Annotated in this window: 23 protein-coding genes; 5 read left to right on the forward strand and 18 right to left on the reverse strand. The window is 55.4% G+C overall.

What is annotated here, in order from left to right; all coding sequences use genetic code 11:
- Positions 1-235: 235 nt before the first annotated feature.
- The gene (locus KGFNPO_RS04985) at positions 236-1,078 is read left to right on the forward strand and encodes a ferritin-like domain-containing protein (protein WP_472633384.1); all 843 of its coding nucleotides are present in this window, start codon (positions 236-238) and stop codon (positions 1,076-1,078) included.
- Between the two features lie 54 nt (positions 1,079-1,132).
- Here the strand turns inward: KGFNPO_RS04985 and KGFNPO_RS04990 are convergent, their stop codons facing one another.
- The 3 genes from KGFNPO_RS04990 to KGFNPO_RS05000 form a co-directional block, all read right to left on the reverse strand.
- Positions 1,133-1,588, reverse strand: a complete 456-nt coding sequence (locus KGFNPO_RS04990) for a tellurite resistance TerB family protein (protein ID WP_472615072.1) — start codon at positions 1,586-1,588, stop codon at positions 1,133-1,135.
- 88 nt (positions 1,589-1,676) lie between these two features.
- Entirely contained in the window at positions 1,677-2,651 is a 975-nt protein-coding gene (locus tag KGFNPO_RS04995) for a thymidylate synthase (RefSeq protein ID WP_472634392.1), read from the reverse strand.
- Between the two features lie 623 nt (positions 2,652-3,274).
- Positions 3,275-3,625 carry a DUF5335 family protein gene (locus KGFNPO_RS05000; RefSeq protein ID WP_472633385.1) on the reverse strand — a complete coding sequence of 117 codons (351 nt, stop codon included), beginning with the start codon at positions 3,623-3,625 and terminating at the stop codon, positions 3,275-3,277.
- 325 nt (positions 3,626-3,950) lie between these two features.
- Here KGFNPO_RS05000 and KGFNPO_RS05005 point away from each other — a divergent pair, with 325 nt between their 5' ends.
- Entirely contained in the window at positions 3,951-4,262 is a 312-nt protein-coding gene (locus KGFNPO_RS05005) for a cupin domain-containing protein (RefSeq protein WP_472633386.1), read from the forward strand.
- 45 nt (positions 4,263-4,307) lie between these two features.
- Positions 4,308-4,859: a cysteine hydrolase family protein gene (locus tag KGFNPO_RS05010; protein WP_472633387.1), complete on the forward strand. Its 552-nt coding sequence runs from the start codon at positions 4,308-4,310 to the stop codon at positions 4,857-4,859.
- 5 nt (positions 4,860-4,864) lie between these two features.
- Here KGFNPO_RS05010 and KGFNPO_RS05015 read toward each other — a convergent pair whose 3' ends face one another.
- The 5 genes from KGFNPO_RS05015 to KGFNPO_RS05035 form a co-directional block, all read right to left on the reverse strand.
- Positions 4,865-5,125, reverse strand: coding sequence for a hypothetical protein (locus KGFNPO_RS05015; protein ID WP_472633389.1), 261 nt, complete (start codon positions 5,123-5,125; stop codon positions 4,865-4,867).
- A 298-nt stretch (positions 5,126-5,423) separates the two neighbouring features.
- A complete protein-coding gene (locus KGFNPO_RS05020; protein WP_472633390.1) occupies positions 5,424-7,277 on the reverse strand; it encodes an ABC transporter transmembrane domain-containing protein in 1,854 nt (617 codons plus the stop codon).
- The gene (locus KGFNPO_RS05025; RefSeq protein ID WP_472633391.1) at positions 7,274-8,293 is read right to left on the reverse strand and encodes a lipocalin-like domain-containing protein; all 1,020 of its coding nucleotides are present in this window, start codon (positions 8,291-8,293) and stop codon (positions 7,274-7,276) included. Before KGFNPO_RS05025 ends, KGFNPO_RS05020 begins: the two co-directional genes overlap by 4 nt.
- A gap of 122 nt (positions 8,294-8,415) precedes the next feature.
- Positions 8,416-10,947 (reverse strand): FtsX-like permease family protein, encoded by a 2,532-nt coding sequence (locus tag KGFNPO_RS05030; RefSeq protein ID WP_472633392.1) that lies wholly within the window; start codon positions 10,945-10,947, stop codon positions 8,416-8,418.
- A 13-nt stretch (positions 10,948-10,960) separates the two neighbouring features.
- Positions 10,961-11,608 (reverse strand): ABC transporter ATP-binding protein, encoded by a 648-nt coding sequence (locus KGFNPO_RS05035; protein WP_472633393.1) that lies wholly within the window; start codon positions 11,606-11,608, stop codon positions 10,961-10,963.
- A gap of 567 nt (positions 11,609-12,175) precedes the next feature.
- Here KGFNPO_RS05035 and KGFNPO_RS05040 point away from each other — a divergent pair.
- Positions 12,176-12,544: a CzcE family metal-binding protein gene (locus KGFNPO_RS05040; RefSeq protein WP_472633394.1), complete on the forward strand. Its 369-nt coding sequence runs from the start codon at positions 12,176-12,178 to the stop codon at positions 12,542-12,544.
- A 228-nt stretch (positions 12,545-12,772) separates the two neighbouring features.
- Here KGFNPO_RS05040 and KGFNPO_RS05045 read toward each other — a convergent pair whose 3' ends face one another.
- The 3 genes from KGFNPO_RS05045 to KGFNPO_RS05055 form a co-directional block, all read right to left on the reverse strand.
- Positions 12,773-13,201 (reverse strand): hypothetical protein, encoded by a 429-nt coding sequence (locus KGFNPO_RS05045; RefSeq protein ID WP_472633395.1) that lies wholly within the window; start codon positions 13,199-13,201, stop codon positions 12,773-12,775.
- Between the two features lie 208 nt (positions 13,202-13,409).
- Positions 13,410-14,039 carry a hypothetical protein gene (locus tag KGFNPO_RS05050; RefSeq protein WP_472633396.1) on the reverse strand — a complete coding sequence of 210 codons (630 nt, stop codon included), beginning with the start codon at positions 14,037-14,039 and terminating at the stop codon, positions 13,410-13,412.
- A 77-nt stretch (positions 14,040-14,116) separates the two neighbouring features.
- On the reverse strand, positions 14,117-14,518 hold the full coding sequence (locus KGFNPO_RS05055) for a hypothetical protein (RefSeq protein WP_472633397.1): 402 nt from the start codon (positions 14,516-14,518) through the stop codon (positions 14,117-14,119).
- Positions 14,519-14,829: 311 nt separating this feature from the next.
- Here KGFNPO_RS05055 and KGFNPO_RS05060 point away from each other — a divergent pair, with 311 nt between their 5' ends.
- On the forward strand, positions 14,830-15,435 hold the full coding sequence (locus tag KGFNPO_RS05060) for a chemotaxis protein CheB (protein ID WP_472633398.1): 606 nt from the start codon (positions 14,830-14,832) through the stop codon (positions 15,433-15,435).
- 144 nt (positions 15,436-15,579) lie between these two features.
- Here KGFNPO_RS05060 and KGFNPO_RS05065 read toward each other — a convergent pair whose 3' ends face one another.
- From KGFNPO_RS05065 to KGFNPO_RS05095, 7 genes are all read right to left on the reverse strand, one after another.
- Positions 15,580-16,800 carry a hypothetical protein gene (locus tag KGFNPO_RS05065; protein ID WP_472633399.1) on the reverse strand — a complete coding sequence of 407 codons (1,221 nt, stop codon included), beginning with the start codon at positions 16,798-16,800 and terminating at the stop codon, positions 15,580-15,582.
- A gap of 272 nt (positions 16,801-17,072) precedes the next feature.
- On the reverse strand, positions 17,073-17,804 hold the full coding sequence (locus tag KGFNPO_RS05070) for a hypothetical protein (RefSeq protein WP_472633400.1): 732 nt from the start codon (positions 17,802-17,804) through the stop codon (positions 17,073-17,075).
- A 24-nt stretch (positions 17,805-17,828) separates the two neighbouring features.
- Positions 17,829-18,395, reverse strand: coding sequence for a hypothetical protein (locus KGFNPO_RS05075; protein ID WP_472633401.1), 567 nt, complete (start codon positions 18,393-18,395; stop codon positions 17,829-17,831).
- Positions 18,392-18,679, reverse strand: coding sequence for a DnaJ domain-containing protein (locus KGFNPO_RS05080; RefSeq protein ID WP_472633402.1), 288 nt, complete (start codon positions 18,677-18,679; stop codon positions 18,392-18,394). Before KGFNPO_RS05080 ends, KGFNPO_RS05075 begins: the two co-directional genes overlap by 4 nt.
- Positions 18,680-18,848: 169 nt before the next feature.
- Positions 18,849-19,643 carry a phosphonate ABC transporter, permease protein PhnE gene (phnE, locus tag KGFNPO_RS05085; protein WP_472633403.1) on the reverse strand — a complete coding sequence of 265 codons (795 nt, stop codon included), beginning with the start codon at positions 19,641-19,643 and terminating at the stop codon, positions 18,849-18,851.
- A gap of 4 nt (positions 19,644-19,647) precedes the next feature.
- Positions 19,648-20,478 (reverse strand): PhnE/PtxC family ABC transporter permease, encoded by an 831-nt coding sequence (locus KGFNPO_RS05090; protein ID WP_472633404.1) that lies wholly within the window; start codon positions 20,476-20,478, stop codon positions 19,648-19,650.
- 7 nt (positions 20,479-20,485) lie between these two features.
- The gene (locus KGFNPO_RS05095; RefSeq protein WP_472633405.1) at positions 20,486-21,313 is read right to left on the reverse strand and encodes a phosphonate ABC transporter ATP-binding protein; all 828 of its coding nucleotides are present in this window, start codon (positions 21,311-21,313) and stop codon (positions 20,486-20,488) included.
- Between the last annotated feature and the right edge of the window lies 1 nt (position 21,314).

Below are 21,314 nucleotides of genomic sequence, written 5' to 3' on the forward strand. Positions count from 1 at the left end.
AAGACGATTCGTCTATCGGATTCCGCACGGTGTTGCCATCTTGCATGGCGGGGTGAAGCTGAATGCGCTTGACAGCAGTTTACCCGTTTACGTCATCGCCGCAATGCGTTACGCGCTGCCGAGCGCTGGTGACCTCGGGTGACATTTGGTACTGCCGTATTGTTTTATACATAAGTGTTGAATCGAACCGCCGGCGCTTGTTATAGTCTTACCAAGAAAATAAGCGGGGATCGTTATGCCAAACCCAGATATGCACCTACCCATCGCCGCGTCGCATCCATGGTTGATTGAGCAGATTGCGTTTGACCGCATAGCGCATGAACGCATCGTCGCTGAGGACACGTGGTTTTATGTGCTTGCTGCGGCGTCCTTCGTCGAGAGTTTGGCGGATTTGTACGCAGACAACCTGTTGCGCCACATGGAGGACGATCCCGAAACCAGCCAATGGCTGCGCGAGCGCTGGGAACCGGAAGAGTTGCAGCACGGACGCGCGCTGCGTCGCTATGTGGAGACGGTGTGGCCCGCGTTCGATTGGCAAACCGCGTTTGACGGCTTTTGCGCAGACTATCGCCCGTATTGCAAACCCGAACTGCTGGAGCCCACGCGCACGCTGGAGATGGTGGCACGTTGTGTGGTGGAAGCAGGCACCGCAGGCCTGTATGCTCTGCTGCAGCAAATCAGCCCGGAACCGGTGCTCACCACGCTGGTGGGGCATATCCGTGACGATGAAGTGGGGCACTACAAATACTTCCACCACTTTTTCCTGCGTTATCGCGCGATAGAGCGTCCGTCACGCTGGCAAGTGGCGCGCGTATTGCGGCAGAGATTAGGCGTAATCGGTCAGGAGGATGCCTACCTGGCATTGAAAAATGCATTTGTAGTGCGCAACCCGGGGCAGACATTTAGTCCAGAAGATTTCCAGCGGTTTCAACACACAGCGGGTCACTGGGCACGCGCCGACTATCCTTACGAAATGACGGTGAAAATGCTGCTCAAGCCGCTGCGCCTGCCTGGCCTCATCAACCGCATGGCCTTGCCGCTGCTGGTGCACCATGCCCGGCGCGTGGTGGCGCCGTGAACGCCGGGGTTACCTTCGTCGGGGCGACCAAGGTAATCCCGGTCTTGAAAATAATTATTCCAGTTCAAATTCCGACGGATTAATCGCTAATTCCTTGGCGATTTTGACGGCTACCTTTTTCTCCGTATCATCAAAATTGCCATCGGAAGCGGCAATCGCAATAATCATGCGAATCAACAGGCGCGAAGCCTCGGCATTCGATTTCATCTTGCCCAATGCCTGATAAGCCTTGGCTTCACCAATGTCTTTATCGAATTCAATCTGCCCGACAAAATCCTGGAAAGCCTTGATGACATCACTGGTCGTAAAAATCGACAGTGCGTCATGGCTTTCAATGAATTTAATCATTTTTTGTTTTTCTTCTGAACTGATATTGCCATCAGCCATGGCAATCAATGCCGAACCAGCCATAGATGCATTCAGAAAATCCTTGTTTTTGTATTTCAAGGCTTCTGTCTTTAACTCACCGGCTTTTGTTTTTAGCTTACTCAGAAAATTATTGAAACTCATTATGGATTCCTTGGTTAAATATGTTGTTAGGTTTGACTGCGCACTTACTTTTTAATCTTACTTTTTATCTTACTTTTCAATCGCTTCCTTAAACTGCCATGGGCGCGGTTAAAGCGGGGTGGTGCTGATAGTTGCTCAATGAAAAATCGGACGGTTCTATTTTCTCAAGCCACTCTGGTTCGAACTTTCCTGTCGCAGCAAAATCCGGAATGCGCTCGGCAATGACTAACTCCGGCGCGGCGTATGGTGCGCGCTGCAATTGTTCCTGCAGCATATCGAGATGATTCTCGTAGATATGGGCGTCCCCGATGAAATACGTGAACCAGCGCGGTTTATACCCCGTCAGCCGGCCCACCAAGTGTAGCAGCGCTGCTGCTTCAGCCAGATTAAACGGCGTTCCTAAACCGATATCGTTGCTTCGGATATACAGGCAGAGCGAGATTTCCTTGCTCGCAGCATTCGGGATGAACTGGTACAAAAGATGGCATGCCGGCAGCGCAATGGAATCCAGATCGGCGCAATTCCAGCCGTGGAACAAAATGCGCCGGCTTCCAGGATTCGCGATAATCGTGCGCAGACAATCGCCCAGTTGATCGACTGCCTTATACAGAAGAATTTTGTTGGCGCCCTCGTCCTGCAGCGCCGATACCACCCGAAATCCTCTGCTTTGTGCGTCCGCAATTTGCAGCGTCTTGCTAGCGTCAAGCAGCTTGTAGGCCGGCCACGCGCGCCACTGGACGCCATACACCGGGCCCAGATCGTCTTCTTGCAGTCGATACGGGTTTGAAAGCCACTCGGCATTTTCGTTGGCGTTCTGGTCCCACACCTTGCAGCCCAGAGCGCGAAAATCGGCCGCACTGCGCGATGCTCGCAAAAATCCGACCAGTTCGCCCACCACTGATTTGAATGCAAGCCTCTTGGTTGTGATCGCCGGGAAACCGTCGTTTAACAAATCGAAGCGCAGCATGGCGCCAGGAATGCTGATCGTTCTTATCCCGGTGCGATTCTCTTGCCAACTCCCAGTGTCAATAATGGTTCGGACCAGATCGAGGTATTGCTTCATTGCATTTTTCCAATTCAGGTGCTGGATAGGTGGGGGCGCTTTTCGGTGGATTTTCTTGCGCGGGACCAGCGCAACGCAACACAACGCTATTTGCAGATTGACGCGCATCCGATGGCAGAATGTTGCGCGGGTGCCGGCACCGGTGCGATCTTTTTTTTCATGGGCATGATCATACACAGGGAGCATGAAGTTGCGTATTGGCGCAGGGTGATTCGGGTGAAAACGGAGTGTGAATTATATGGACTGATGTTGCGTGCTTTCCAAACGAAGCGCCGTAGGTGCGAATTTATTCGCATTCTTAACTATTCGATGCGAGCTGATGCGAATGAATTCGCACCTACGATCCAATCGCATTCCAATGGAGTTAATCGCCGATATTCTTCACCGGTCACTGTATCAACCTATTCTACTAATGAAATATAGTGGGGTATATATAAAAACATCATGTTTTACGCATATTTATAATGCGTATATAAATAATACATTGTGCAGTATATTTATTATTGCAAATCAGGCTTGGCGAGCGTAACCCGTCCATTTTTAATCTTCATGCGCTTGATGCATGCCGTCGGCATGGCGATAAAATCCTCCCTCGCCAACTTCGATTTCATCGATAGCCTTACTTACGGAGCCGGCTTTCCGGACAGCAATAACGGGTCTCTCAAACGAATGATGTGCTGTATGTCATCCTCATCGGTGACGCTAATACTGAGCAAGCCGGCAGCGCTCTCGTCCACAAATATCGTCTTTGGCTTATGAATCAGGTGGTCGAGCCCTTCCAGCCCGATTTCGAGCATGTCGCCCCTGGGGTTGTAGGTCACGCCGAACATCGGCACCCATTCTGCCGCGATATGGTCGCCGAGACTCAATCCCACCACCTCGATCTCGGCGCATTTCCGATCCAGGCCGCCAACTTTGGAAACGCCATCAAAAAACGTTTTCCATTCCGATTTTTCAATCTTGCGCGTAGTCATGATGCATTCTCCATCAAGTGAAATTACAGGCGTGTTGATTCGCGTGCCAAGCATGACAACAGAGTAGACCCGCATAAGCTGCATGTTTTGTCGAAAATCAAAAACCGCCTTGTTGGCATCCTCCAGATGCAATTGCGCGGTCTGCGACTCACTTGCGCGATTTTTCCACGTGGCAAAGAAATCGGCTGGCGTCGTGGTGTCATTTGAGCCACTATCAGTGTCGACGGGGAATTGCAACAATCAATCCCAGCGCGGAGACATAAATTATTTCGGCCTTGCGTTCAAGGACATTCCACCACCTCTTCATCAGGCATTTTGAAAAACCATGAAAATCATCCGAAGTCGTGAATTTGTCGCAGACCGCGCATGGGGCGCAATGGATGTCGCGAGCATGAATGGCATCACCACACGCGTGCACTGGACAGACCAGCCGTACGAATGGCACATCAACGACGGCAAGGAAGTATTTGCGGTACTCGATGGAACCGTCGAGATGTTCTACCGGGAAGATGGAATAGAGAAGTCGGTGGTGCTGCAGGCTGGCGATGTTTTCTTTGCCGACGTCGGCTGCGAGCACCTTGCACATCCTCGCGGCGAGGCACGCATTCTCGTTGTCGAGAAAGAGGGCAGTGTTTGAGGCAGTCGCTATTTTTTAATTATGCAATGAAAAGGAATTTACCCAATGAAAACAGCATTACTCATTATCGATATTCAAAACGATTATTTTCCCGGCGGGAAGATGACACTAGAAAACACCACGGAAGCAAGCAATAACGCGGCGGTCCTGTTATCGACTTTCCGTCGCATGCAACTTCCAGTGATACACATTCAACACATTGCAAAGCATGCCGGCGCGACTTTTTTCCTGCCCGATACCGAAGGTGCAAAAATCCACAAAAGTGTTGCGCCGTTAAGTAACGAGGCCGTCATCATAAAAAATTATCCGAACAGCTTCAGGGAAACTGCGTTGCTCGAATACTTAAAGGAGCATCAAATAACCAAGCTCGTGATCGCGGGCATGATGACCCACATGTGTATTGACTCGACTACCCGTGCCGCTTTCGATTTGGAATTTGATATCCAATTGGCACACGATGCCTGCGCGACAAAAGCGCTGTCATTCGGCGGCGTAGATATCCCCGCCAGCCATGTGCAGAATGCCTATATCGCCGCCTTGGATGGGAGTTTCGCCCAAGCTTTAAGCACGCAAGAGATCATTGCTGATTTAGGTTAGTTACGTTAAGGCTGTTTTTTGCTTAACTGTTTTTCAAACGCCACATCCAGCTTGCTGACGCGTCTGGTCACTTGCGGGCCGACGCTGTTGACGTACTTCACGAAGTCGTCCAGCGGTAGCGCCTGGCCCATTTTTTCCTGCACGCCCAGACCGGTGTTGAGTACCAGATAGAAAAGTTCGTCGCCGGTGCGCACCATCGAATAGGGCTTGTTGCCGTCGCGCGCTTTAAGGCGCTCGATGGCGGCGCTGGCTTTGGTTGATCGCATCTTGCTTGCTCCTCGGGAAAAATAGTTCGATGTGCAGTGTCGGTTTTCGCCGTGTGTGCTCGACTTGCAGATATTAATTTTTATAGGGAGTATGCCAAAAAACATCCACTATTGCGCATATTTTTAATGCGGTATATAAAAATACATAACATAGTATAAATTATTTCAATAAGACCGTAAGCCGCAATTCGTAGCGCCGCATGCACTGTGAAAATTTAGCATATTACCTACGGCGCAATGCGCTGCGCTTATTGACGCCCTACGAGAAAATGCTTGCCCGATGATTGAAAATTACAAATTATCCCGGCAACGTATGAAACTGCAGCGCCGCTAAATTCGCATACATTCCGCCCAGCGCAACCAGCGATGCGTGGGTGCCGGTTTCGACGATCTGCCCATCTTCCATCACGATGATGCGGTCGGCGCGCTGCACGGTTGCCAAACGGTGCGCGATGATGACGGTGGTGCGGCCGACCATCGCCGCTTCCAGTGCCTTTTGCACCAGCCGTTCGGATTCGGCGTCGAGCGCGCTGGTGGCTTCGTCCAGCAACAGCAGCGGCGGGTTCTTTAACAGTGCGCGGGCAATGGCGATGCGCTGGCGCTGGCCGCCAGACAGGCGCACGCCGCGCTCGCCCAAAAATGATTGATAACCTTCCGGCAGTTGTTCGATGAACTCGTGCGCGGCGGCCATTTTGGCGGCGGCAATCACTTCGTCGTCGCTGGCACCGGCCCGGCCGTAGCGGATATTTTCCAGCGCATTGGCGGAGAAGATGACGGTGTCTTGCGGCACGATGCCGATGGCGTCGCGCAATGTCTGTAAATCAAGCTGCTTGATATCGACGCCGTCGAGCGTGATCTGCCCTTGCTGCGGATCGTAAAAGCGCAGCAACAATTGGAACAGCGTGGTCTTGCCGGCACCGGATGGGCCGACCACGGCAACCGTTTCGCCCGGTTCGATTTCCAGCGTCAGTTGCGACACCGAGGCCGTCAGCGGGCGCGATGGGTAATGAAAGCTGACGTCTTTCAGCGCCAGCGCCGAGCCGACCGCAGCGCGCGGCGGTAACGGTTGCGGTTGGGCTGGCGATTGCACTTGCGAGTGTGCCGACAACAATTCCAGCAAGCGCTCGGTGGCGCCGGCAGCGCGTTGCGCCTCGCCCAGCACTTCCGACAGTGCGCCGATGGAGCCGGCCACCAGCACCGCGTACAGGATGAATTGCCCCAGTTCGCCGCCGCTCATGGTGCCTTGAATCACCGCATGGGCACCGAGCCACAGCACGAATACGATAGCCCCGAATACCAGCAGAATCGCCACCGCCGTCATCGTGGTACGGGTGCGGATGCGCTGCATCGCGGTATCGAACGCATCCTCGACCGATGCGCCAAAGCGCCGGCCTTCGATGGCTTCGTGGGTGAAAGCTTGTACGGTCGGCATCGCGTTGAGGATTTCGCCGGCCATCGCCGAGGCATCGGCAATCCGGTCTTGCGAGGCACGTGACAGTTTGCGCACCCGACGTCCGAAGAATACGATCGGCAGCACCACCGCCGCCAGCAAGACGATGATGATGGCGGTCAGTTTGATGCTGGTGACGAACAGCATGCCAAGCCCGCCGACGAACAGCAGCGCATTGCGCAGCGCCATCGAAATGCTGGTGCCGACCACGGCCTGGATCAAGGTGGTGTCGGCGGTCAGGCGCGACAACACTTCGCCGGTTTGTGTGGTTTCGAAAAACTGCGGACTCTGGGTAATAACGTGCCGGTACACCGCGCTGCGGATATCGGCGGTGACGCGCTCGCCCAACAACGACACCATATAAAAGCGGGCGGCGGTGGCGATTGCCAATATCGACGCGACGCCAAACAAGGCCAGAAAGTAAAAATCGACATTCTGAATGTTCTTGCTGCCGGCAGCGACGACAGCGCCGGCGTTGCCAAAGCCGAGATCGATCATCTGCCGGAACGCATACGGAATCGCCAGCGTGGCGCCCGCGGCGACCAGCAATGCAATCCCGGCCAGCAGGAATTCACGCTTGTAAGGCGCGAGAAAAGGCAGCAAGCCCTTGAGTGTGGACAAGCTGCTTTTCTGCGGCTTGAGCGCGATTGCGGTGCTGCTGGAAGTTGTACTGGTGCTGGAAGTTGTGCTGGTAGTAGTCATAATTTCTGTGGTTTGTCGTATCCGGTCATTTCAAGATAGCCGCGCCCGGCAGGTGCGCCGTCGCGGCTGATAGTCACAGCGCCTTCCCAATATACGGTGCCGGTGGAACGGCGCGCATCGAGTTCCTGATCATCCTGCAACGGGGTTATGTGCCAGCGATCGCCGCCGGTTTGTATCTGCATCGCCACCGGGTAAATCGCCTTGGTGCGCGGCGATTGCCAGCGCCGCTGCGGGGTAAATAGTACGGCGTCCGGCATGAATTGTGTCATCTTTCCGGCTGGATTGCGCAGCGCAGCATGGCTCCACAGTGTCGCGCCGGCTTTGCTTCTGATGCGAAACGCCATCAGCGCGCTGCCGTCATCCAGATTCGCGCCCAGCCAATCCCAGCCGGCTGCATCGGCGTCCAGCACGCTGCTCGACCATTCGTGATCGAGCCAGGCTGTGCCGGTTACGGTGAGCGGTTTACCCTGGCGGATCACAGTGCCGGCGACCGTCAATTGTGGCTCGCTGTAGTAATAACTGGCTTGTTGCGGCTTCGGCCCTTTGCGCGAGTAACCCTGTTCGCCTTGCAGCATCGGCGCTTGGTTTGGTTGCAGCGTCAGTTGTAACTCAAAATCGTGAGTACGGACCACCGCCTGATAGCGGCCATCGGCGCTGCGGGTAAGGTGCCAGTCGTCGAGCTTGACGTCGGTATCGCCTTGCGCCGCGTAAGCCAGGCCAAAACCCTGACGGGCGCTTTTTTCGCCATGCAGTAATTTTTTCTGGGCCGGATCGGACAAAGCCGCGTGCGCGATGATCAGTTGCTTCGGCGCAAAATTGCTCGGATTGGCGGCATCGTGCTCGGTGGCCGAGCGGAAGAAAGTGATCTGGAAACCGAGCGGCTTATGGTCCGGCGTTTGCAGCCAGCCGGTTGCGTACCACCATTCGGTGCGAAATTCAGGATGCGCGCCGAAATCGGATGGAAAAGTGAGCGGTTTGTCGGGCGTGACGGCGGCGAATTGCGGCGGCGCAGCCAAAGTATTTGGTAAGTATAAAATCTGCAAAAATAGAAGTACGCACAATAGTGCGGCTCTCCAGTAGTGCAGGCCTCCGTGCCTGCATGCAGGCACGGAGGCCTGCACTACTATTAAAAGACGCATCACCAATCCTCCTTCACCGCCCGAATCGCGCTGCCTGACAACGCTTGCCGTCCCGCCACCAGCGCCGTTAATGCGGCCGACGCCAGCAGCAAACCGGCAACCGTTGCCAGCAAGCCCCATGGCATGTGCAATTCCATGGTCCAGTGAAACGATTGCGGATTGACGATAAATACCAAAATCAAACTGATCAGCCAACCCAGCACGAAACCCACCGCAATCCCGATCGCCGTCAGCAAGCCGCCTTCTGCCGCCAATATCGCCAGAATCTGCCTGCGCGTCACGCCAATGTGACGCAACATCCCGAACTCCCGGGCGCGTGCCAGGGTTTGCGCGGAGAAGGTAGCGGCCACGCCGAACAGGCCGATCACGATTGCGATCAGCTCCAGCAAATAGGTCACGGCAAAGCTGCGATCGAAAATCTTCAGGCTGACAGCGCGGATCTGGCCCGGCTCAGAAAACTCCAGTGCGCTGCCGAACGGAAGCCGCTTCAGCGTGGCGCTGGCTTGTGCCGGATTGACGCCGGCTTGCAGCCATAGCGCAGCATCATTGACCGTCAAATCGCCGGTCAGGTTTTGATAATCCGATAGCCGGATTTGTATCGCTCCCGACTGCCGCGCATAGTCGCGCCAGATGCCGGCCACCACGAAGTCGTGAGGTTTGCCGCCAATCGGCAGACTAACGCGCTTGCCCACCGCATAGCCGTACAAATCGACCATTGCTTCCGAGACCCAGATCGGCATTGCATCGGAAGGGACGATGGTGGCGCCGATAACCGGCACCACCTTGCCCGGCGCGTTGACATCAATCGGGCGCGCCAGCAAAACCACATCGGCGCGGTCGGACGCCAGCGCCAGTTTCGACAGGCGCAAGAAATCGGCGCGATTGACGCCGTTGGCAGTGCGGATCGCTTGTTGTTCATTCGGCTGCAGGCCGCCAGTGTCGCCTGTCATCGCCGAGCGCACATAAAGTTGGGCCGGTAAAACCTGCGTCAACCAGTCATCGACCGAGACCCGGAAGCTGGCAACCATGATCGCCATCGCCACCATCAGCGCAAAACTCGACAGCACGCCGCCCAGCGCAATCGAAGCTTGATTCGGCGCATTCGCCAACCGCGCCAGTGTCAGGCTCAACACCACATTCGGTGTCTGTATCCGGCCCGTGAAAGAAAACAGGCCGGCTGCCAGACGCGGCATCAGCGCGATGCCGCCAATCAGCAGTAGCGCCACCGCCAGAAATCCGAATACCGGCAAGTCCGCCACCGGCGGCAATTGCGTGAATAGTGCACCCAATACCAGGCAAGCCAGCGCCGGCCAGGGCGATGCCAGTTTCGCCAGCGCAGCATCTTCGCTGCCGGATTTGAGCGCCAACGCAGGTTGGGCGCGGGCGGCTTCCCACGCCGGAGCCGCCGCGCCCAAAACAGCTACCGTCGTGCCGAGCACAAAGAACACCAACGCGGCAATAGGGCTGAAATGCACGCTCGGCTGCACGCCGGGGAAATAACCGCCGCCCAAATCGCCGCCGAAAAAATGCAGCGCGGCAGCCGCCATCCCGTATCCGGCTGCGATACCGCACGCGGCACCGAGTACACCCAGCGTTGCGCCTTCCAGCAATATTTGGCCCATCAAATGCCGGCGCGTCATGCCGACCACGCGCAATAACGCAAACTGGCTGCGGCGGCGCAACACCGACAACGCCTGGGTGGAAAACACCAGAAACGCCCCGGTAAACAAAGCCACCAGCGCCAGCACATTCAGATTGACGCGGTAAGCGCGCGACATATTGGCGGTGCGCGCTTCCTGATCGGCGGTTTCCGTCGCCAGCAAACGGCCTTGAAATTCGCGGTTGAGAGCAGCCTTGAAGGCAGCGCGATTGACGCCAGCGGCTAGTTTCAATTCGATGCGCGATAATTCACCGATGCGGCCGAAGCGCCATTGCGCCGCGCCTATGTCCATCACCGCAATGCGTTGTCCGGCGCGCGAGCGCAGCAAAGTGCCTGCCACCCGCAAGCGGATGGTGCGACTGCCTGAACGCAGTTGCAAAAACTCGCCTGACCGAATTTTCAGCCATTCCATGGCAGCCGGGGAGAGAAAAATCGCATCATCGGCGAGAGTGTCTAAAGGCTTATCGGCAGCGGGGACGCCGATCAGATCAGGCGCAATTTCGGCGGCGCGAAATACATCGATACCGAGAATTTTCAGCGCGCTGCGCTCACCCACAATGGCCGCGTCCAGTTCCAGCACCGGACTAGCCAGCGCCACGCCATCACGCTGCGCCAGCAGCGGGTAAAGCCGCTCGTCAAAGCGCGCCTGCACGCCGCGCACCTGCAAATCGGACAGGCCCGACAGGCTCTTGATCGCCGCCGAAAACTCATTAAAAGCCGCCGCATTGATCAGATGGATCGCAAACCCGAGCGCCACTCCCAGCGCAATCGCACCGATGGCGACCACCGCCCGCACCGGATGGGCGTGCCATTCGCCGAGCAACAGCCAGCGGGTCAGGAGTCGCAAACGGATCGGCATAGGCGCAGACATTGACGTAAGAAAATCAAGCCGGGCGCAAGCCGTTTTTGCTCAACACCAGCACGCGGTCGGCCAATTCCGCCGCCGCATACGAATGCGTTACCATGATCGCCGACGCGCCGCTAGCCTTGATTTCTGAGCGCAACAACAGCAACACGCTGTGCGCAGTGTCGGGATCGAGATTGCCGGTCGGCTCGTCGGCCAGCACCAGATTCGGCCGGTGCACCAGCGCCCGCGCAATCGCCACCCGCTGCATTTCGCCGCCGGACAATTGGCGTGGAAAATCCCCGCCGCGCCCCTGCAAACCCACCGCATCCAGCATTTCCTGCGCCCGATGCCGGCTTTCGCCATTCAGCAGCAAGGGCAGGGCGATGTTTTGTCGCAAGGTCAGATGCGGCAATACATGGAAAGCCTGAAACACGAAACCCATCTTCTTGCGCCGCAGCAAAGTCGCAGCGTCGTCATCCAGCGCCGACATGACGACGCCATCAATCACCACCTCGCCCGAGTCCGGCGTATCCAGCCCGGCAATCAAGTTCAACAGCGTCGATTTGCCCACGCCCGATTCGCCCATCACCGCAATGAATTCACCAGCAGCCAGCGTGTAAGACAAGTCATCCAGCACCGGTTGTGCATTGCGGTACGACTTGGTGATATGGCGCAGTTCCAGCATGGATGCTCCGGTGGGTGGCGGGTTTGGAGTTGCGGCGAATTGCTATTTATTTTTAATAATATAGGGAGTATCAATAAAAACTGCCATTCTCCCGCACATTTTTATTGGTTTTGATAAAAATACATTATTGAGTATATTTGTTAGTTAAATACGATTGATTGATGATTGGCGTTGCCGGCGAGTCGGATGCAAGCGCTGATTATCCTGCATACGGCGGTTGGACGGGCGCGAAGCAGCAGTGTTTAGGATAATCATCGCCCGAAAGAAGATTACACACAGTCCAAGTTGTAGGGCGTCAATAAGCGCAGCGCATTGCGCCGCATGATCCCGCCATGCAATCGGATTTCGGCAAAAGATTGACGATGAAAAATATGTGTTTCCAGGGTGCCTGGCATGACGATAATGCGACTTCGGTTGTATTGATCGCAGCATACGGCGCAATGCGCTGCGCTTATTGACGCCTTACGAATTGCGGCTTACGGCCTTGGAGTTGATCGGGCGGCGCAAGCGGTGACGCCGCGCATAGGTTAAGATTTTCCTTACCGCCCCAATTTCAGGAGATGTGTCATGAGTCCCAAATTGTGTTTTCCAGTCATTTTTACAGTCTTGCTATCCACTGCATGCGTGTCTCCAGTTGCTTGGACGCCTCGATCTGATCTTTTGGGTGATCCGGCACCAGTATCAGCCGCCGTGCGTGCGATTGTTATTACCCCGGACACTAAGTATGTAAACGTAACCGGCGGCGAAACCATCAAGTTCATTGTGGGTGACAAATCATTCGCCTGGGCTTTTGATGGCGCAAGAGACTCATTTTACTTAAACCAGATTGCACCACCAGGCGTGCTTGACCACAAAGTGTTCGCTTATGTCGCGCCCAATCCTCTATATACCGGCGGTAATGGCGATCGCGCGGGTGATGGCGGCGGTCATAAGTAACCCCCCGTGTCAGAACAGATGTCGCCTCGATAGGTTTTTAATCAACGGGGGGCGAACGCATGATTCGCGTGGAAGATCGCCGCAGTATTGCCTGCGACATTGAGCAAGCCTCTAACGACGGTGCGGTTACGAACCTGCTTGCCAACTCGCCGGCATCAGCTTGCGCTGAAGTCATGTAGGCCGGGTGCAACCCGCATAAAGAACACCAAGCACGAAGCCGCACATGGCTTATTTGTCATCCGGCACAACAAGTTCTCGCAACACGCCACCGTCACGCACGGTGCCGCTGGTCGTGCCTTCACCCTCTATGCGACGCTGACATGCATCACGGTCATTTGCCGGCAGTGCATTGCAACGTATCAAGGCATTTTGCTGATACGAACCTTTGCCGCTATCGAGCTGCCCTTTTTTTGACTCTTGGCGCGATGCCCCGGCCTCTTTCAGGCACGTTGCGCGATCCTGGTTTGACTGGCCGCTATTGCAAACTGCGCGATCTGCCTGGTAGCGTGCGTCCGCGTCTGACGCATTACTTGCCGCCATTGCTGTCGTTACGGCAAAAGCGGTGCTCAATACGAGTAGCGCCAGAGCCGACAGCCGAGTTGCTTTACGGTTGATATTAGTGGCTGCTGAAGCCCAATGAATTTGATTAATTGACATGATGATCTCCGATTTAGAACCTGAATCTATCGAAAAACGGTGCCTGCTGTATGTGCGCTACCCGACTTAGTGCGCGCTTAATTGTGCCCGCTAACGGAGCTCTGCGAGGCTTGCCTGGCGCAATCAAATTCCTTCCCACGGGCCTCGTAGAATGGATCTTTGCCGATGGGACCCAGACGCGCCTTATTGGCGCTTCTGTTCCTTTCTGTTAATAGCGCTCGCGGCGATCATCGCGCATCAACCGTTCCACCTCATCGCGCAACGCCGTCAACTCATTTCGTAATTGAAGCCGTTCTTGCCGGGTAACGATGCCATCAGACTTGAAACGGGCTTCTTGGCGTTCAATCTCGCGTTCCCTGCGCTCCAATCTGCGCGCTTCACCTTCCGTTATGCGACCGGAGCGAACCCCTTCTTCAATCCGATCGCCGATTCTGAATTCGCGACTGTCGATACCGGGCGTAGTGTCAGCCCGGTCAGACCGCTCATACTGCTCAGACTGTCGTGCATCAGCGCGAGGATTGGTGATTTTATATTCAACTTCAGCGCGAAGGGCATCCAGATCTTGCCTCAATTGCTGTCGTTCTTGCGGACTGGCAGAGCCATCAGACTTAAAGCGATTTTCCCGGATTTGAATGTCGCGTTCGCGGCGATACAGGTATTGCGCCTCAGAAGGGGTAATGTGCCCGGAGTCCAAACCTTGTTGAATTCGTGCGCTGATCTCTTGCTGGGCACGGTTGATATTGGGTGTATTCGTACTTTGCGCCATCACTGGGGAGATGCCTATGCCAGCAAACAAAGCAGAGGCTAATAAGGAGCGAGCTATCAATTTCGATTTCATATCGTTTTCCTCTTTTGTTTATGTTTTGACAAACAATGTATAGAACAATTTAGCGAAAGGCTTGAATAGCAACGTGTTTAATCGCGGTATGGGTTGTTCGGTCGGCGATCAAATCGATTTGGTACGCCGTCACCATCACCATCACGGTCACGGTCAAAGCGGTTTGGTACGCCGTCATAATCTCGATCATGCCGGGGGCGATGATCGCGATTCCAGCGACGTTGACGCCAGTCCTGCCTGTATGGCTGTTCCACATAGTAGGGTTGCGGCTGTACATAGTAGGGTTGTGGTTCCACATAGTAGGGTTGTGGTTCCACATAGTAGGGGCGCGGCTGCACATAGACCGGCGCTGGTTGCTCATAGAAACCCGGAACCCCGATACTGACTGAAACGTCAGCGCGCGCCATGGCAGGAGCGGCAGCTAACATCAGCATGGCGCCTGCCAATAATCCTGTGATAACTGCTAATCGGCTTTTCATCGTAAATCTCCTTGGAATATTTCCGGATTGATGTCCGTATTACATGCCAAACAACGATGCCCTGCAATACAGGATGAGTAACCGAGGTAACCAGATGTATCGGTACAGGGAAGCGGGAAGGGCAAGTCTGCTGATCAAATCAATTTCCAGTGCGCGCCAGCACCGGGCAGAAAAAATCTCGTGCCGTATTGATCCTCATCAGTTGTCTTTCTTGTAAGGTATGCTGGCAGTGCCTTATGATGATTTCTTGACAGACTGCCGGCTGCTATGAACGAAGCGTGCATTTTTGAACTGCTCTATTGGGGTGATATATGTCGATTACAGCGGGTGCCTCGGTGAAAGATTTTCCTATTGTTTGCGTCGGCGGTTCGGCCGGCGGTCTCGACGCCTATATTCGGCTATTGCAAAATCTTCCGGCTGACATGGGTGTCGCGATCGTCATCGTTAATCACATCACAATCATGCCTACTCATCTGCATGAAATTCTTCCTCGCTACACAACTATGCCGGTCGATCTCATCACGGAAAGTTTGCTAATCGAACCTAACCGTGTATTTATCATCCCTGAAAATCGGGATTTGCACGTTTGTGATGGAGAGTTCCGGCTAAAGCCAATCTCAAAGCCGCGGGGCTGGCCTGATGTCATCACGATTTTTCTACGGTCACTGACCCGTTATTGGGATGGCAAGCTTATCGCTGTTATCGTCTCTGGCTATGATGGCGACGGGGCCGCAGCGCTGTGCGGCATCCAACAAGTTGGCGGCATTACCATCGCCCAGAAACTGAGTACGGCGAGCCAGCCAGACATGCCGGAGAGCGCAATCGATAGCGGGTGCATCGATTTTGTGCTGTCGCCAGAAGATATCGCGCAAGAAATTGTGCGCATTGCGCGGCAGTCGAAGTCGAAGACGAAGTAACAAGAACTGCCGCTTGAGGGCGATATCACTGATCCAAATTGCCGATGTTAATCGATGTTAATAGCTGCTCAACTTGCAGATTGCAGAATCATTTCAGGAAGTAGGGTGCGCGGTGCGCACCGATTTGCGGCCAACCACGGCCAATCACGGCGTTTTCAGAATATTGCAGTTGTCCTTCAAGAAAGACAGGACTTCGACGAATTTTGTGTCCCAATCGTCCAGCAGGTATTTTTCTGCTTCCGCAAAAAAATCATCCCATAGCGCAACCAGGCCTTCGCGCATTTCGTATGGGGCAAATTGGTTGATGTATGCCGGCACCAATGCCGGATTAATGCCATCCTTGCGGATTTTTCGCACTATTTCCCGTGTTTTTTTCTCGTTGATACTGGTTTTTGGCGCGGCGCTTCCGGCCAGACAGAGGAATAGGGTCAGCAGGGAGTCCGAGTCCGATTTGCCTTCGGTGACACGGGTCCAATCTTTCGAGACGATGGCGTCGAAATTGCTCACATCGTCGGCGTCGTCGCTACGCAAGAAGTATTTTTGCTTGAGCTTGTCCAGCAACTCGGCCAGCGTGGTGGCTGGGTCGAGGATTTCCGGGATGTCGGTCTTGACGATTTTCTTGCGAATGCGCTCCACAATCACCTTGTACTTCTCCGGCATGTCGTCGGGGATCACGTGGGCACGTTTTCTGGCGTCGGCGGTAATGCCCTTGGTCCTGAGGGCGTCTATCAATTGTGCAAATTCGAATGCGTTCGGCATCGCGCCTGCCTTGCTCTGACTTTTGCTGGCGCTCAAACGCAGCAGTATTGCAGTGCGTATCACTAATTCGGCGGCTTCATCATCCAGTGCGTCAGCGGGCATTCCTGCTTGTTCGGCGAGCCAGATCGCTGCTGCAATTTCATCTTGGGCGCTTATGCGTTTCTTCTGTTCTTTCCGATAGGCAACTGGCGTCAGGCGCGACCATTTTTCCAGAAAATCCTTGACCTGCGTACTCTTGTGGCTGCCGATGATGGCGTCTTCCGGCAGGGCAAACAGTTTTTTGAGCAGCTCGGAACCGCCGCGCGAATGCGACAGGAAGGAATTGTCGCGCAACGATTGCGCTGCCTTTTCCACATCCCCAGCGGTTTTTTCTTCAAGGTACAGACTCACCAGATTGACCATGCGCGTCAGCGCAGTTTCCACATTCGGGCGCAGGTATTGGGAGCCAAAAAAGTCGGCAATCTGGATCATGCCTTTCGGCGCGTCATCCAGAATGGCGCGTACCTTGGTAGGATCAATGATGCCGTTTTGCACGCCGAAATGCAGCGCCTTTTCAAAAAACGGACGACCGTCGTACAGTGAAATCTTGTTGCTGTTATCGGGCATAGGAAATTGGAATTGGTTTAAAACGGTCTGATGCAGCACGGTGCAGGCAAGACATGAAAAGCATTGTCCACGAAAGACACGAAAAGCACGAACAGACTCAAGCGTAAATGCGCTTCGTAAATATAGGGTGTATAGCTATTTTTATGGCATTTACCGAATATATTTATTGGTAATAATGAATATACAATATCGTGTATATCTATTCCTACGCACCCCGTTACGATCTGTTTTCGTGCCTTTCGTGTTTTTCGTGGACAGTTGTACTGCATTATTTACAGCGCAGATTCCTCGCCCAATACAGCGGCAGGAGCTTCTTCCTGGACCTGTTCCTTGGCGTTCAAGGCCGCTTCTGCAAGCGCCTCAAGACGCATGCTGTCACGCCAGCGGGCGCGCAACATGAACAGAATTTCGCTGAACAGATCGGGGGTGACGTAGCGCAGCGTCCAGGTCAACTCCATCCAGTCGTGATCATTCACTTCTTCCAGGCTGAGGCGGGGGTGCTCGTCGGGGTCGGCTGCCAGGTCATAATCGACCAGAGCGGTTTTCGACTCATTGCCATACTTGAAAAGATCGAAGGTCGAGTATTGAAAGAAATGTTCAACCCGTTCGGCCTTGTCGGACAGATAGTCCACCAGCGCATCGCAGCCGCCATCGAGCGCGCCAATCGCACTCAGGAATTCGCCGGTATCGTGGTCTTCGCGAAAGATGACAGAGTTGATCATGCCGCGCAAATGCTCGTGGCTGACATCGTTGTAGCGCGTCTCCAGAACCACTGCGCGGGCGAATTGTTCCGGCGTGACCAGCATATTGACGATCGATTCCTTGGATACGTCATATTCCCGAATGATCGCCAGCAGGTCGGAGGGCGGCAGATCATCGAGGGCGACTACCAGTGCGTAATCGCCCTCGGTATCGGCCAGAGATACCAGCGCAAATTCCGCACCGATGATATCGCCGGCGCGGACCAGACTTTGTGCTTTCAGTAGTGCAGGAATGGTGTTCATGGGCTATCCAGTACGAAAAAGTGATTAGTTGTTACGGTCAAATCCCTGTTCGGCGAGCCAGTCTGATCCTGCTTCGGCAAGATCGGAATCTGCGTCATTCCTGTCATCATTTTCGTCGCCATAATCGTTGCCAGATTCGTCGCCATCCTCACTATCCGCGTCCTCTGCATCATCCGAACCGGCATGGAGCGGGATGCCGATATCGCCCCTGCAGTGCAGATATTCCAGGCCGGCTGTGACGATCAGGAATTGTTCGCCGTCCGGATGTGCAAGGATAGTTTTGGCAAGCTTGCTGGCCCATGCGGTTAATTCCAGCGACGGCAGCAGCGTTGTCCACAACGGGAAGTCTTCCGGCTCCTTGGTTACCAGCGCTTCCATTGCCTTGCCGCTGACAAAGTTGATGCCGTTATGGAAGGCGACTGCACCCATTTCCGGATAGTTCTTGATCATCGGCATCAGGGAAGGGATTTGGGCCCGCTTCGCTTCCAGTCGCGACGCCAGCACGTCATTGCCGGCAGAGTCGGTGCTCATGTCATCGAGTTCGGAATCGTAGGCGGATTTGAGGTCATGGAAAAATGGGGAAAGTCTCAATGCAGTACTCCTTGAATATAATTTGTCCAAATTTCTCTGGCTGTTTCAATCGGGTTGTCGAGCAGGTTGCGGCGGCGATTTTCATCATAGACAGACCGTTTTGCTGCGACCGACAGCGTGTCATACGCTTCCTTGATTTCCCGAAATTTGTCTGGTGCATCGTCCGATGCGTTCTTGTCCGGATGGAATAATGACGCTTTTTGCCGGAAGGCAGTTTTTACCTCCGCGAGTGAGGCGTCGCTTTCGATGCCTAATACAAGATAGTAATCTTTTATATTCTTCATTTAAGCTACTCTGGTATTTCGATGAGTATATTTAATAACAACAGTAAATATATGCGGAGAATGCCGCAAAAATAGTGATACTCCTTGTTTTTAAGAAATTGTCCGTAGGGGCAGGTTCCAAACCTGCCCTTGCATGATGGCCGCGAAAGGGCAGGTTTGGAACCTGCCCCTACCGGGTCATCACGCGCCGCAGCCAGAAACTGATTGCATCGACCACGCCGACCATCATCAGCATCGCAATGATGACGCTGGCGGCTTGCTGCATCTGGAATAGCGACAGGTGGTATTTCAGCATCTGGCCTAGCCCGCCGGCACCGACCACGCCCAGAATGGCGGCGGCGCGGATATTGTTTTCCCAGCGGTACAGTGTATACGACAGCATTTGCGGCAGCACTTGCGGCAGTGTGGCATAAAAGAAGGCCGCCATCGGCCGCGCGCCGTTAATGCGCAGCGTCGCCTCCGGTGCCGGCGGCAGGTTTTCCAGCGTGTCGGCGAACAGGCGTCCCAGTACGCCGGTGGTGTGCGCCGCCAGTGCCAGCGTGCCGGCGAACGGTCCCAGGCCGGCGGCAATCAGCAGGATCGAGGCCCAGACCAGTTCCGGTATCGAACGCAATATATTCAGTTTCAGACGGATCACCGCGCGCGCAGTGCGGCCAAAGCGGCCGCTGGCCGGCAGCGCCAACGCGATGCCGAGCACGACTGCGATGCCGGTGCCGAGCGCCGACATCGACAAAGTTTCCAGCGTGCCGATGGCGATTTTCAGCAGGAAAGGTCCGGCCAGCTCGGGCGGCGCGAAGCCATGCAAAAATTCCATGCTGGAGCGCAGCGCATCGGCACTGAACAATGCGCTCCATTGCAGCGGCAGCGATGCAAAACTGGCGACGATCAGTGCCAGCAGCGCAATGAGCATGGCAACAGCAGAAAAATCGGCTGCCGGCGGCGAGGGAACTTGACGGGTTTTCATGGCATTAACCCAAGCGCTTGCGCAAAAAGGTGCTGACCAGATCGGCGCCAGCCACCAGCAGCACGAAGATGATCAGCATGGTGGCGACTTCGCCGCCGGCCAGCATCTTCATCGATTCATCCATCCGTTGCCCGAGGCCGCCGGCACCGACGAAACCCATGATGACCGAGCCCCGGATCGCGCATTCCCAGCGATAGGTGGTGTAAGAAACCAATTCAGAGGCCGCTGCCGGCAAGGTGCCATACAGCAGCGCAGCCAGTCGGCTGCTGCCGTTTTTCAGCAGCGATTCTGTAGCATGGGCGTCGGTGGATTCGAGGATTTCGGCGTACACCTTGCCCAGCATGCCGCAGTAAGTCAGCGCGATCGCCAGCACGCCGGCAGTCGGCCCCAGCCCTACGATGCGCACGAACAGCAGCGCCCAGACCAGTTCCGGCACGCTGCGCAACAGCACCAGCAGCCAGCGGGAAATTTGCCGGATGATGAAGCCGGCCAGTCGCATGCGGCCGCTGCCGAGGCGGGAAATCGACAGCGACTGCGTCACCAGCAAGGTCAGCGGGATTGCTCCCAGCAATGCCAGAGTCAGGCCGGCGGTAGCCATGGCGACGGTTTGCCAGGTTGCTGCCAGCATCAGTTGCAGAAATTCGCCCGAATGGGCCGGCGGCACGAAATCGGCCAGGAAGCGCCCGGCAGCGCTCAGGCTTTGTGCATCGAGCAAAACCCAGGGTTTGAATTCGCTCGCCACCAGCATCGGCCACAGCAGCACCAGCGCGATGATGCTGCCCATCAGGCGGGCGCGCCAGGCTGGATCGGGGTGCTGCGAACGGGTTACAGGCATGGCGGTGTCAGCAGTGCCCAATGATGATTGCAGGTAGCGGCGGTGTACTGAAATTCGCCGGTTGCGACGTGCTGCCGGCATTCTGATACAGCGCCGCAATCATCGCGTCGGTCACTTGCGCACGCGCCGCATCGAATAGGATGCGGCCATCGCGCAAGCCGACGATGCGCGGGAAATGGCTGCGCGCCAGTTCCACCTGATGCAGGCTGCAGATCAGCGTCGCATTGCGGCTGGCAGACTCTTGTTGCAGCGCGGCCAGGGTTTGCAGCGCCAGTGTCGGGTCCAGCGCCGACAGCGGTTCATCGACCAGGAAAGCTTCGGCACTGGACACCAGCAGGCGCGCCATGCCGCAACGCTGGCGTTCGCCGCCGGACAAGCGATCGACCCGCGCATACAACTTGTCTTGCAAATTAAAGCGCGCCAACGCGTCATAGGCGGCTTGCGCGTTGAGTGCGCCTGGCTTGATCAGCGACGCCAGCGCCCGCCAAAATCCCCATTGTGGCAAGCGTCCGGCTAGTACTGCCGTCACCACGCGCTGGCGCGGCGGCAGCGGCGGCGTTTGCGGTGCCAGAAACAGCCGCGCGCGCAGCAGATGGCGCTCGGCGTGGGTCAAACTCCAAGGCGACATTCCGAAAGCGGAAAATTCGCCCGATTGGGCCCGATGGGCGCAGGCGAAAGTGTGCAGCAAGGTAGTCTTGCCGGCACCGGAAGGCCCGATCAGTGCGACCTGTTCGCCCTGGTCGATGGACAGGCTGACATCGGTCAGGGCGAAACCGGCGTTTGCCTGCGCGATCGAAGGATGGCGCACGCTGGCGCCATGTAGAACGAATGACATT

The sequence above is a fragment of the Gelidimonas diazotrophica genome (assembly GCF_055694025.1).